A 12546-nucleotide genomic window follows, 5' to 3' on the forward strand; every position below is an offset into this window, starting at 1 on the left:
CGGGATTTTTAAGCATTATTTATTCCGTTAATTCTAACGGCGCTATGGCCTGTGATACCATCCGCTTTATATCCTCCAACTGCTCGTCGGTCTTGGCCTCGCAGCGCACTATTATCTCGGGGCCGGTATTGGACGCCCTTATAAGCCCCCATCCGCCGTCTATGATGGCGCGCACGCCATCGACATCTATGATCGGATACCCCTTGTCCTTAAAGAATGCCTTGGCCTGTTCCACTATGCCGAACTTCTTATCATCATCGCAGTGTATCCTAAGCTCGGGCGTGGATGGATAGCGCGGCACATCGGTCAGCAGCTCCGATAGCGATTTGTCTGTATTGGACAATATCCTCAATAGGCGCGCGGCAGCGTACAGCGCGTCGTCGAAGCCGTAATACTCGTCGGCGAAGAACATATGGCCCGACATCTCGCCCGCGAATACCGAACCTATCTCGCGCATCTTTGCCTTTATGAGCGAATGCCCAGTCTTATAGAACATCGGCTTGCCGCCAAGGCGCTCTATCTCTTCGGCCAAAGCCTGGGAGCATTTGACCTCTACTATAGCTGTAGTGCCCGGATGCTTGGGCAATATCTCGCGCCAGAACAGTACCATCAGCGTATCGCCCCATATGATATTGCCTTTGTCATCTATCAAACCTATCCGGTCGCCGTCGCCGTCAAAGCCTATGCCGAGGTCAGCCTTTTGGTCCAATACCACCTTGCGTAAATCCTCAAGGTTTTCGGCCTTGACCGGGTCGGGGAAATGATTAGGGAAACGCGGATCTGAGTCGCAGTATATTGGTATAACATCGCAGCCCAGCCTGTACAGGGCCTGCGGATGCACCAGCGACGCCGTACCGTTGCCGCAGTCCACAGCCACCTTGAGCTTGCGCTGCCCCAGCTTTACCTTATCGCATATCATGTTTATATAATCTATCATGGGGTAGGCGTAGGATATCGTTCCGCCTTCACCCTCGATAAAATCATCTTTCTCTATCATATCGCACAGCATCTGTATGTCATCGCCGTACAGCGTGGCTGGCCCGTAGCAGACCTTGAAACCGTTGAACTGCGGCGGATTGTGGCTGGCTGTTATCATTACAGCGGGGTCTATATCGTATAATATCCTGCTGTAGTAGCAAAGCGGTGTGGTGACCAGCCCTATATCCAATACGCTGCAACCGGTCGATAGTAGGCCTTCCAATATGGCATTGCGCAGCGGCAATGATGAAGACCTGTTGTCTCTGCCTACAATGACGGTATCCTTGCCATGGCGCCTGGCAAATGTGCCAAATGCCTTGCCCAGCAGCACGGCCGCCTGCTCGGTCAGGTCCTCACCGAATACGCCGCGTATATCGTATTGTCTGAACATGCTTCTGTCTATATCGCTCATTTTATGTAACGCCTCCTCTTAATGAAATTTTGTACACTATAATTTTATCATAAATTGCTCCGCTTATCTACATATTTTTCTATTTCCATCCGCCGAATATGCGCTTGCGAAAGGATGTGATATGGCCGGCGCTTATAAAATCGTCGGATATGACGGCGGTCGGATTGTCCACCCACAAGCGCCCGGCCTGCTCATAGCCGAATCTATCGGCTATGAAGCCGAAGCTCTCCATCATGCGCGGCGCGCGCTTGCGCGGGGAATGAGCGTCAGTGGCTATAAAATGGGCCAAACCGTGCTTTAGCAGCAAAAGGGAGGTTTTTTGCACATCCTTGCCGAAGTGGCCGACCACGCTGCCGGCGTTGAGCTGGAGCAGCGCTCCTTGCTCCACAAGCTCATAGGCCGCAGGAGGGTTGTCAGCGACATCTTTATTGCGCTCGGGATGGGCTATTATAGGGATAAAGCCCTTTAGCTGTATATTGTATATCAAGTCCTCCATATACGGCGGTATATGCAAAGCAGGCATCTCTATCAGAAGATACCTGCTTGCGTTGATGCTCAGCCTTTTGAGCATGTCATTGCCCAAACCCGACAGCATGGGACGCATGGGACTAGCCGCTATTTCCGCGCCGCGCAACAGCTTTACCGCCGCGACGTCGTGGCTCAGCGCCTGCTTTAGCGCAACGAAACTTTTGTCTATGTCGCCTATATTGAGGCGTGCTTTGCCAATCTCGATTATAACGGTCGAATCAAATTGTTTAACGATAAATTCCTTGCTGATAACTTCTCGAATTTCGAATATGTAATTATAGATGAGCTCCAAGATCTCGTGAACGAGCGCGCAAAAATGGCATTGAATATTCTTGGCGCGATTCAAGGGGGATACCTCTTGCTTGGAGACAAGTGCCAAGCAATATACGATTATGATTGCCATGATGGCGATAAGGCGGTAGATAATATAGTAGCAGGAAGGGAAGGCTGATGGGAGAAGAAAAGCAGCATAGCGATATCCATAACCCTCACGATACAGGCTATAAATACCTGTTATCGTTCAAGAAAACATTTGTACAACTATTGAGGAGCTTTGTCAAAGAAGGCTGGGTGGGCATGATAGATGAGTCCACCATTACAGAAGTAAACAAATCATATATACTGCAAGACTTCAATCAAAAAGAAGCCGATGTAGTATACAGGGTGGATATAAAAGGGCGGCAGGTCATATTTTATATACTAACGGAACCACAATCGACTGTGGACTTTCAGATGCCGTACAGGCTGTTGCTTTACATGGTAGAGATATGGCGTGATATATTAAGGAATACAAAACAGAATGAAGCTGAGCAAAAGGACTTCAGGTTACCGGCTATCATACCGTTGGTAATATACAATGGAGCTGGTAACTGGACGGTCAAGATAAACTACAAAGAGACGTTGAGCGGATATGAATTATTTAATGATTATGTGTTGGACTTCAGGTATATACTGATAGACGTCAACCGATTCAATAAAGATGATCTGGCAGGGCTGCGCAACTTAATAGGGACGGCATTTCTGCTGGATCAAAAATATGACTTATCAGAGTTATACGAGAGGTTAGGATACGTAAGGGAAGCATTAAGCGCAATTGCACCAGAGGAGTTCAACATAATAAAGCCGTGGCTTATGCACATATTCACCAGCAAACTAGGGAAAGATGAACGCGATAAGGTAGAGAAAATCATAAACGAATCGAGCATAGAGGAGGTGGATAAGATGATTTCTAATTTTGAGAGGACACTGGAAGAAGAGTTTCAGAAGAAGAAGGCTGAAGGCAAGGCCGAAGGCAAAGCAGAGGGTAAGGCCGAATTGGTGATCAGGCTTCTTCGTAAGAAGTTCGGGACATTATCGGAAGATTATATTGATAGGATAAAAAAGCAGGATAGTGAAGTGCTGGACGCTATAGGTGATAATATATTCGAGATAAGCGATATAAGCCAGATCGATGATTATCTTGTATAGCATGACTATGGCCTGATAGTTACGCTCTATCAGGCTTTTATTATGCAAAAATATGTTTGCGCACTTGTCCGAAATCACTATATTAATGCAATAGCTATTCATGTTAAAATATGTTATACTATGTTATACTATTATTAACGTTGAAGCTATATAGAGAATAAAGGAGCGAAGGAAACGATGAATGGTGCGGCAAGCCTGAAAGGCATACCTATAGGGATAGATGATTTTAAAGATCTTATGCAAAGCAACGGTTATTTTGTGGACAAGTCGTTGTTTATAAAGGAAATCGTAGATGACATATCGAAGGTCAAGCTCATCACGCGCCCGAGAAGGTTTGGTAAGACGCTGAACCTATCCATGCTGCGCTATTTTTTCGAGAAGGCCGAAGAGGATAGCAGTTACCTCTTTAAGGAGCTGAATATATGGCAGCAAGGAGAGGCATATACTCGGGAACAGGGCCAATATCCGGTAGTAAGCCTGACCTTTAAGGATATAAAAGATGAAACGTTTGCCGGGTACCTTGAGAATCTTAAGATACAGATTTCGGAAGAATATAAAAAACACGATTATATTGTGCAGGATGATAACATAAGGGACATAGACAAGAAACAATTTATGGATATTGTCGATATCGGGGCAAGTGATGTATGGTATAAAAACAGCTTGAAACTGCTTACAAGATTATTATATGAGTATCATAACCAAGAGGTCATCGTGCTAATAGACGAATACGACACGCCCATCAACCAGGGCTACATATGCGGCTATTACGACGAGGTCATCGACTTCATGAGAAACTTTCTGGGCAGCGGGTTAAAAGGCAACCCGTATCTCAAGACGGCCGTTATAACAGGCATATACAGAGTGGCCAAAGAAAGCATATTCTCGGGCTTTAATAATCTTAAAGTATGCTCTGTTATGCACCAACCGTTCGCCGACAAATTCGGTTTCACAGAGAACGAGACAGAGGACATTCTAAGGTATTATGGCGTCGATGAAGATATTGCCCGGGTGAAAGAATGGTACAACGGCTATTTATTCGGCGAAGATACGGTGATATACAACCCTTGGTCTATATTGAACTACATAGATAACAGAAAACTTCAGCCATACTGGGTAAACACGAGCAGCAACGACATCATAAGGCAGGTGTTGACCAAAACGGCGGCAGGCGTGAAAGAGAAGCTGCGGATACTGATGGAAGGCGGCGTATTGGAAGATGTGGTAATCGATACCGACACCAACTTCCGGGATATAATGGGCAAGGACATCATAGGCGAGAGCGTATTATGGGATCTGCTGCTTGTAAGCGGATACCTGAGGTCGCAGAACACGCGGATCGTAGAGGGTCGCACAAGATGCGAGTTGAAGGTACCCAACAAAGAGATAGCCTTATTATACGAAGATATCGTATCGAGCTGGTTTGAAGAAGCCGAGGCTGCGGGATACGGTATAAAAGAGCTATTGGCCGAGCTTACCGAAGGGGACATAGACGGCTTTGCCGAAAGGTTTAAGGATATGGTGCAGAGATGTTTCAGCTATTTCGATGTGGGATACAACGCGGCCGAAAACTTCTATCACGCATTCATACTGGGCATATTGGTGAATCTCGAAGGCAAGTATAAAGTGATGTCCAACAGGGAATCGGGCAAAGGCAGACCGGATATCATGATAATACCGAAGGATGCGAGCAAGAAAGGCGTGGTGATAGAGTTCAAGACGTCGAGGAGCGATGAAGACAAAGTGCTGGAAGAGAAGGCGCAGCAAGCCTTGGAGCAGATAGCCGCGATGGATTACGTCGATGAGCTGGCATCCTATGGCATAAAAGAGGCTATAGAGCTGGCTATAGTATTCTGTGGCAAGAAGGTGATTATAAGGTATAATGTGAGAAGGTTGGGATGAGGACGTAGCCGCTCATATAGCCGTGATGACGGTAAAAATGAGAATAATGAGAAGAAACGTTGATCTTTTAGCAAGATGCAAGATACGCGCAATAGAGAGGTATATATCCTACATAGGCACATTAATGAATCATAGGGAAATATATCAATATTTTATAAATTCCGGTGCAGATTGGCCAGCTGCACGGCAAAACAGCCACAAAGAGGTATGCGGCTGATTCTTCGCCGGTTACCGGATCATAGATCGGGATTGTGTTGCCCGCCCAATCTATCTGCATAGCTTTGCCGGGCTTGTACTGGATGCGCATGGTCGCCTTCGTTATCCTTGCCCACTTCCGGTACTTTTCGCCGAACTGAGTAGACATATACGGTGTTTGTCCGGAAACTGGGCATGTCTGGTAGTATTCCTCCCACTTAACAAGAAGTTTGGTAAATTGCCAGAAGATTATATTGCGAAAATAAAAAAGCAAAAAGACGAGGTCCTGGATGCTATAGCTGATAATATATTCGAGATAAGCGATATAAGCCAGATCGACGATTATCTTGTATAGCACGACTATGGCCTGATAGTTACGCTCTATCAGGCTTTTGTTTTATAATCGCTTAGCTTGTGGCGGTGGTAAAACGGGCCTTTTATGCTCGACGTGATAATAGGGCGGGGTTGTTGTCACATTGACATAGGTTTCATAGCGAAAGCATATTTGCATTCTTATCGGGATTATGCTATTATTAACGTGATAGATACTCATGTTAAAATATGCTATAATACTGTTAGCGTTGAGCTAGATGGAAGAGGAATGCGTATGGAAGAAGAAAAGCAGTATTATAGGGTGAGGATGTGAGCTAAATGTTAATACAATGCACAAAAAAGCTGTTGGAACGGTTGAAAATAGAACCTGGGCCGCAAGAAGATGAGGAACCCATTTTTTCCTGGCATGCTAACCTAGTAACAATAGACCGTAGAAAGGCCGTGGTTCTTTTAAATGATAAAAATAACTATATTATAGTGCTTTATGGCTTGAGGGCGAAGGACTTTGAAAAGTTTGACGATCTTGTACCAACTGCTATCTATAAGACGTTTCAAAAGGAAAATATCAGAAATGATGTTATAGAGAAGTACTTAAGCTATGCTGGGGAAATCAAATATTCAAAGACAAAGAATCGCAGCATATTGGGCAAATTGAACAATGCCTGCAGCATCGTGCAATATTATGCCGATTTACTGGATGTGGACTCAATCTTACAACCATCTGCAAGCATAAAGGTAAGCAGGTATATGGTGGGCGGTAAAAATGGCGGGTATGTATGTCCGAACAAGGAAATGTATAAGGATTTGGAAGAACTCTGTGGCAAGCCGATTTTTAACGGTATGGCTGTTGTAATTAAAGTGACATTGGATCTGGAAGGCCGAAGCGTTTGGAGGAAATTGATAGTACCGCTTAACACAACGTTTGATGTGCTTCACGAGATACTCCAGACCGCCTTTGAGTGGAAAGACTATCATCTGCACAAATTTATTATTTATAGTAATGAAAAAGTTAAGCTTAGCCCATATGTGACTCATCATTATCATAAAAATGGATATGCGCCAATCGTGGAATTGGTATGCGATGATGAAGATGAGTATGAAAATATAAGTGCGATACCAACAAGACTTGAAAAAGGCGTAATGCTGTCGGAGTATATTCCAGAATATAAAAGGCTGAGGTACATCTATGACTTCGGCGACAATTGGGATCATTATATAGAAGTTGAAGAAGTTGTGAATGATTATTTTCTCAATTATGCGACATGTATAGAAGGAGAAGGCAATGCACCTCCTGAAGATGTGGGTAGCTCATCGGGCTATGAAGAGTTCTTAAAAATAATCGCTGACGAACAGCACCCAGAGCATGAAAATATGGTAGAATGGGGACGATACCAAGGCTACAAAGATTTTGATATAGAGGAAGTGAATAGACGCCTGAAAAACATGTGGATACGGTAAAAGATGTTTTTGGCATCGTCGGCAACGCCATGGTAATAACAACAAAATTTCAACCGTGATATTGCTTTTTGTTGCAAAATGTGATATTCTATAATCGAGAAGGGAGTGCATGACTATGATAGAATCCATGTATAAGTATATGAAAGTAGGTATAATACATTTTATGGCTTATCCCGTACTTAACGGTGATGGTCCAGTAGCGGAAACGCTGCAGAAAATCGCTGAAGACGATTACTTCAATGCTGTAGAGATATCCTGGATAAAGGATCCCGCCGCTAAGGCCGAAGCCAAAAAAATCCTCAAAACATCTCATATGGTTGTGGGATATGGTGCTCAACCGAGGCTGTTGACTACGGGTTTTGATATCAATTCGTTGGACGAGGACATGAGGCAAAAGGCGTTGGCTACATTGAAAGAGGGTATAGATGAGGCCTACGAAATGGGTGCGTCGGGTTTTGCTTTTTTAAGTGGCAAATATCCTGGCGATGACAAGAAGAATACCGCCATGGAGGCCTTGATAGCATCTACTGTGGAGCTTTGTAATTATGCTAAGTCCAAAGGCAATATGCGCGTTGAACTTGAGGTCTTCGACCGCGATATAGAGAAAAAGTCGCTTATAGGACCGGCGGCCGACGCCAGGGCTTTTGCCGAGGCGGTATCTAAACAATGCGATAATTTCGGCCTTTTGGTGGACCTGAGCCATATACCGCAATTGAACGAATCGCCTGAACAGGCTTTGTTGCCGGTAAAAGATTACCTGACGCATGCTCATTTGGGCAATTGCGTGGTAAAGGACAAAACGCATCCGGCTTACGGTGATAAACACCCGCGTTTTGGCATAGAGGGTGGAGAAAACGATGTGGATGAGACCGTGGCCTTTTTGAAAGTGCTGTTGGATATAGGGTTCTTAAACGCTGATAATCCGCCTATAGTGAGCTTTGAAGTTAAACCTGTCGGCGATGAGAATCCCGAATTGGTTATAGCCAATGCCAAGCGTGTGCTCACCGAGGCTTGGGCAAAATTATAAAGGGAGGAGAATATACATATGGCTAAATGGAAGGTTTATGTTACGCGGCTTCTGCCTCCTAAAGCTATGGAGGCTTTATACAATAATCCGGATTTAGAAGTAGAAGTTAATCCGGAGGATCGTCCGCTCACGCGCCAAGAGCTTTTAGAAAATGTACGCGGTCGCGATGCCGTTATAACTCAATTGGTCGATAAAATCGATGCCGAGGTCATGGACGCTGCAAAGGGCGTTAAGATATTCGCCAATTATGCCGTCGGCTATGATAATATCGATGTAGCTGCGGCTACCGAAAGGGGCATACTGGTTACGAATACGCCGGATGTATTGACCGATACCACCGCTGATCTGGCATGGGCGCTATTGTTTGCCGCTGCACGCTGCATAGTCCCGGCCGATAAATTCACAAGGGAAGGTAAATATAAAGGATGGGCGCCGATGCTTTTCCTGGGCCAAGATATAACCGGAAAGACGTTGGGCGTTATAGGCAGTGGCCGTATAGGCACTGCGTTTGCCAAAAAGTCAAAGGGTTTTGATATGACTGTTCTATATAATGATGTAAATCCCAATCCCAGATTTGAGGCCGAAACCGGCGGCAGATTCGTCGATAAAGAAACATTATTGAAGGAATCGGATTTTATATCCTTGCATGTACCGTTGCTGCCATCGACCAGGCACCTTATAAGCGAGAATGAATTCAAGATGATGAAAAAGACGGCTGTATTGATAAATACATCGAGGGGCCCGGTGATAGACGAGCAAGCACTGGTAAAAGCGCTCAAGGAAGGCGAGATATGGGCTGTAGGCTTGGACGTATATGAGAATGAGCCTGAGCTCACGCCTGGCTTGGCTGAGCTGGATAATGCCGTACTGCTGCCCCATATAGCGAGTGCATCGATAGAGACGCGCACAAAGATGGGCTTAATGGATGTGGACAATGTAGTAGCGGCGCTTAACGGTCAATTGCCACCAAATTGTATCAATCCTGAAGCGTTTAAAAAATAAAACTATACTGGATGGCATATCAATCAATTGCATTGATATGCCATTTTAAAATAAGAGAGGGGAAATATAATGCCGTTAACTACCATTATGCCAATATTAAAGAAGGCTCAAAATGAAGGCTATGGCGTGGGAGCGTTTAATTTCATAAATATGGAAACATTAGAAGGCATAATAACGGCGGCTGAGAGCTTAAATTCGCCGCTTATAGTGGGTGTGCCAGAGAGATTATCGAGCGTTCTTGATATTAATACATTATCCGATATGGCGCTTTCGCGCATAGAGAGGTCTTCCATACCTATAGCGCTGCATCTGGATCATAGCAAAAACTTTACTAATACAATGAAGGCCATACGCTTCGGATTTTCATCGGTTATGTTCGACGGATCCGCTTTGCCATTTGAAGAGAATATATCTCAAACACGCAGGATAGTAGAAATAGCGCATGCCGTTGGCGTATCGGTGGAGGGCGAGGTAGGGTATGTGGGGCGCGATATAGACGCCGAAACTCTGAATCCTGATCTTTTCACCAAGGTAGAACAAGCCGTGGAATTCGTGGGAAAAACCGGAGTGGACGCTCTGGCTATCTCGTACGGTTCTGTGCATGGCATATATAAGGGAACACCGCATCTGGACTTTAAGCGCCTGGATGATATCCGCCATGCCGTGGATGTGCCGCTGGTATTGCATGGTGGTTCAGGCCTTTCGGACAGTGACTTTATGCATTCTATAGAATTAGGCATCTCAAAAATCAACATTTTTACCGATATATCCGAGGCTGGTGTAGCAGTATGCAAAGATATGTCAGGCAATAAGCTTGAACTGGCCTTATTAATGGATGAGATAAGAAAAAAGACAGTTAATGTAGTAGAAGAAAAGATAAAGGTCTTTGGATCAGCAGGAAAGGCCTGGTGAGCATGATATCATCGATATTAACGTTAGACCTAGGCACCACGGCGTGCAAAGCGATATTTTTCGATCTCAGCGGGAACATATTGGCCGATGGCAATTGCGAGTATCCGACAGCCCATCCCACGCCTATGGCGGCCGAGCAAAAAGCTGATGATTGGTGGGAAGCGGTCGTAAAAGCCGTGCGCCAGGCTGAAGATAAGCTGGCTAAAGCTGTTGGGGTGGAGGCTATAGGCCTTTCTTTTCAAAGGGAAACCATCGTACCAGTAGATCAGTTCGGCACGCCGCTATGCGATGCTATAATGTGGATGGATAGGCGATCCAAGGATTATGCGAATCAGATGGCCGAGCATTTCGGCAAAGAGGATTTACACAACATAACGGGCATGATACCGGATTCTACTTTTTCGGCTACAAAGATAGCGTGGCTTAAAGAGCATCGGCCCGATGCTTTTGTCAAAGCCGCTTATTTTTTGCAGCCTAGGGATTATATATGCTTCAAGCTTACCGATAATTTTATATTGGATTATTCGCTGGCCTCTCGAACCATGATGCTGGACGTGCGAAAGCTGCAATGGCGCTCTGAAATCCTCGATTACTTAGGTGTAAGACCCGAACAATTGCCAATGCTGGTATGGTCCGACGAAATAGTAGGACATGTCACGGACAAAGCGGCATCGGCTTTGGATTTAAAGAGTGGCATACCGGTGGTAGCTGGAGGGGGTGACAGGCAATGTGAGGCTTTGGGAGCTGGTATATTCGGTGCGAGAGCTATGGAGTCTACCGGTACCACCAGCAATATATCATTTGCTGCTGACAGCGTACCTGAGGTAATAGACTCCAGGGTGGTATGTTCCGTACATACATTGCGCGATCACTGGTTGATAGAGCAGGGCTTGACCACAAGCGGCTCCATAATGCAGTGGTTTAGGGACCGCGTATATTATTCCAATGAGGATCCGAGGGATAAGAGCTCTTATAAGCCTATAGATGCCGAGATAATGCAAAGCCCTCCGGGCGCCAATAAGCTGCTAACCTTACCGTTTTTTATGGGTGCTAAGGCCACGCGCTGGAATCCCGATGCTCGCGGCGTTGTCTTCGGTTTGACGCTCAGCCATGCCAAAGGCGATATAGGTCGAAGCATTATGGAGGGCGTGGCTTTTGAATTGAAGGCGTGCCTGGATGTGCTGAACGATATGGCGTTGTCGCCTAACGAGTTGGTCATAATGGGCGGCGGGTCCAAAGCCGAATTGTGGAATCGAATAAAGGCCGACGTATATGGTCTGCCTATAAAGGTACCTAGGATAAGGGAAGCAGCCTCGCTGGGCGCCATGGCTCTTGCAGGCAAAGGCGTCGGTATATTCGAAGATGCAGCTCAAGCCGCGTTGCGATTAAATCCGATTGTGGGCGAATATAGCCCTGATCAAGAGAATAACGAATTTTATCGACGGTATTATGAATTATACAATGACATTTACAAGAGCTTAGAGCAATTGTATAGAAGGTTGGAAGAATTGTAAAGATGAGCGGGCACTGTTTCAATGCCCGCTTTTGATTTTCACCTGGCTATTTGGCCCGCCATCCGCCATCTACTACTAGTGTAGTACCGGTTATATAGCTCGACTCGTCCGATGCCAGAAATACGGCGGCATCTGCTATCTCTTCGGGCTGTCCGACGCGTTTCATGGGTATAGGGGCTACTATGGCTTCTTGCTGCTCGGGGCTACCCAACAGATCCCTGGTCATGCCGGTCACTATAGCACCCGGGCATATGGCATTGACGTTTATACCCAAAGATGCTACCTCGCAGGCCACTTGCCTTGTAATGCCCACGACACCATGTTTGGAGGCCGTATAGACAGTACCTCCAGCCATACCGTTCAACCCTGCTATGGACGCCGTGTTTATGATCTTGCCGCTGTGCTGTTTGACCATTTCCTGCAATGCGCGCTTGCAGCCAAGGAATACGCCTTTAAGGTTTACATTCATCACGCGGTCATACAGTTCTTCGCTGGCATCAAGGCATGACGTAAAGTTATCGAATATGCCGGCGTTATTCACCATAATATCCAATTTGCCGAATTCCTTTACGGCGGTGGAAACGAGTTTGTCTATATCCGCGACTTTGGACACATCGGTTTTTACAAATACAGCCTGCCCGCCGGCTTCTTTTATCGTTCGCTCGGTTTCTCTACCGCCTTCCTCGATCAATTCGCCTAATACTACTTTTGCTCCTTCTTTTGCAAAGGCTATGGCAATGGCTCTGCCCATGCCGGAACCGGCTCCAGTCACTACCGCTACTTTATTCTCTAAACGCATGATTACGCCTCCTTGAAAA

The 12546-nt window shown here is 45.8% G+C and carries 12 protein-coding genes; 8 read left to right on the forward strand and 4 right to left on the reverse strand.

Going from position 1 to position 12546, the window contains the following annotated elements:
• Window positions 1-19 precede the first annotated feature (19 nt).
• Together MAHAU_RS06820 and MAHAU_RS14995 are read right to left on the reverse strand one after the other, a co-directional pair.
• Window positions 20-1390, reverse strand: coding sequence for a phosphomannomutase/phosphoglucomutase (locus tag MAHAU_RS06820; protein ID WP_013780993.1), 1371 nt, complete (start codon window positions 1388-1390; stop codon window positions 20-22).
• Between the two features lie 79 nt (window positions 1391-1469).
• Window positions 1470-2264 (reverse strand): tyrosine-protein phosphatase, encoded by a 795-nt coding sequence (locus MAHAU_RS14995; RefSeq protein ID WP_013780994.1) that lies wholly within the window; start codon window positions 2262-2264, stop codon window positions 1470-1472.
• 104 nt (window positions 2265-2368) lie between these two features.
• Here MAHAU_RS14995 and MAHAU_RS06830 point away from each other — a divergent pair, with 104 nt between their 5' ends.
• Window positions 2369-3385: an Rpn family recombination-promoting nuclease/putative transposase gene (locus MAHAU_RS06830; protein ID WP_013780995.1), complete on the forward strand. Its 1017-nt coding sequence runs from the start codon at window positions 2369-2371 to the stop codon at window positions 3383-3385.
• Between the two features lie 177 nt (window positions 3386-3562).
• Window positions 3563-5287: an AAA family ATPase gene (locus MAHAU_RS06835; protein WP_013780996.1), complete on the forward strand. Its 1725-nt coding sequence runs from the start codon at window positions 3563-3565 to the stop codon at window positions 5285-5287.
• Window positions 5288-5523: 236 nt separating this feature from the next.
• Here the strand turns inward: MAHAU_RS06835 and MAHAU_RS15740 are convergent, their stop codons facing one another.
• A complete protein-coding gene (locus tag MAHAU_RS15740; RefSeq protein ID WP_171804947.1) occupies window positions 5524-5679 on the reverse strand; it encodes a hypothetical protein in 156 nt (51 codons plus the stop codon).
• On the opposite strand from MAHAU_RS15740, the gene MAHAU_RS15580 reads away from it, so the two are divergent.
• From MAHAU_RS15580 to MAHAU_RS06870, 6 genes are all read left to right on the forward strand, one after another.
• A complete protein-coding gene (locus tag MAHAU_RS15580) occupies window positions 5661-5837 on the forward strand; it encodes a DUF4351 domain-containing protein (protein ID WP_281004394.1) in 177 nt (58 codons plus the stop codon). The genes MAHAU_RS15740 and MAHAU_RS15580 overlap by 19 nt on opposite strands.
• A gap of 296 nt (window positions 5838-6133) precedes the next feature.
• On the forward strand, window positions 6134-7273 hold the full coding sequence (locus tag MAHAU_RS06850; RefSeq protein ID WP_013780997.1) for a plasmid pRiA4b ORF-3 family protein: 1140 nt from the start codon (window positions 6134-6136) through the stop codon (window positions 7271-7273).
• 115 nt (window positions 7274-7388) lie between these two features.
• Window positions 7389-8300 (forward strand): TIM barrel protein, encoded by a 912-nt coding sequence (locus MAHAU_RS06855; protein ID WP_041644424.1) that lies wholly within the window; start codon window positions 7389-7391, stop codon window positions 8298-8300.
• 18 nt (window positions 8301-8318) lie between these two features.
• Entirely contained in the window at window positions 8319-9302 is a 984-nt protein-coding gene (locus MAHAU_RS06860; RefSeq protein ID WP_013780999.1) for a 2-hydroxyacid dehydrogenase, read from the forward strand.
• 69 nt (window positions 9303-9371) lie between these two features.
• A complete protein-coding gene (locus MAHAU_RS06865; RefSeq protein ID WP_013781000.1) occupies window positions 9372-10214 on the forward strand; it encodes a class II fructose-bisphosphate aldolase in 843 nt (280 codons plus the stop codon).
• Between the two features lie 2 nt (window positions 10215-10216).
• Window positions 10217-11728, forward strand: coding sequence for a xylulokinase (locus MAHAU_RS06870; RefSeq protein ID WP_041644426.1), 1512 nt, complete (start codon window positions 10217-10219; stop codon window positions 11726-11728).
• A 46-nt stretch (window positions 11729-11774) separates the two neighbouring features.
• Here MAHAU_RS06870 and MAHAU_RS06875 read toward each other — a convergent pair whose 3' ends face one another.
• A complete protein-coding gene (locus MAHAU_RS06875) occupies window positions 11775-12527 on the reverse strand; it encodes an SDR family NAD(P)-dependent oxidoreductase (RefSeq protein WP_013781002.1) in 753 nt (250 codons plus the stop codon).
• Between the last annotated feature and the right edge of the window lie 19 nt (window positions 12528-12546).

The sequence above is a fragment of the Mahella australiensis 50-1 BON genome (genome assembly GCF_000213255.1).
Classification (GTDB): domain Bacteria; phylum Bacillota; class Clostridia; order Mahellales; family Mahellaceae; genus Mahella; species Mahella australiensis.

Excerpts from the sequence above, each read along its gene's own strand:
- MAHAU_RS06860 (WP_013780999.1), top strand. The coding sequence starts at position 8,319 with ATGGCTAAATGGAAGGTTTATGTTACGCGGCTTCTGCCTCCTAAAGCT.
- MAHAU_RS06820 (WP_013780993.1), bottom strand. The coding sequence starts at position 1,390 with ATGAGCGATATAGACAGAAGCATGTTCAGACAATACGATATACGCGGC.
- MAHAU_RS06870 (WP_041644426.1), top strand. The coding sequence starts at position 10,217 with ATGATATCATCGATATTAACGTTAGACCTAGGCACCACGGCGTGCAAA.
- MAHAU_RS06850 (WP_013780997.1), top strand. The coding sequence starts at position 6,134 with ATGTTAATACAATGCACAAAAAAGCTGTTGGAACGGTTGAAAATAGAA.
- MAHAU_RS06830 (WP_013780995.1), top strand. The coding sequence starts at position 2,369 with ATGGGAGAAGAAAAGCAGCATAGCGATATCCATAACCCTCACGATACA.
- MAHAU_RS06835 (WP_013780996.1), top strand. The coding sequence starts at position 3,563 with ATGAATGGTGCGGCAAGCCTGAAAGGCATACCTATAGGGATAGATGAT.
- MAHAU_RS06855 (WP_041644424.1), top strand. The coding sequence starts at position 7,389 with ATGATAGAATCCATGTATAAGTATATGAAAGTAGGTATAATACATTTT.
- MAHAU_RS06875 (WP_013781002.1), bottom strand. The coding sequence starts at position 12,527 with ATGCGTTTAGAGAATAAAGTAGCGGTAGTGACTGGAGCCGGTTCCGGC.
- MAHAU_RS06865 (WP_013781000.1), top strand. The coding sequence starts at position 9,372 with ATGCCGTTAACTACCATTATGCCAATATTAAAGAAGGCTCAAAATGAA.
- MAHAU_RS15740 (WP_171804947.1), bottom strand. The coding sequence starts at position 5,679 with ATGCCCAGTTTCCGGACAAACACCGTATATGTCTACTCAGTTCGGCGA.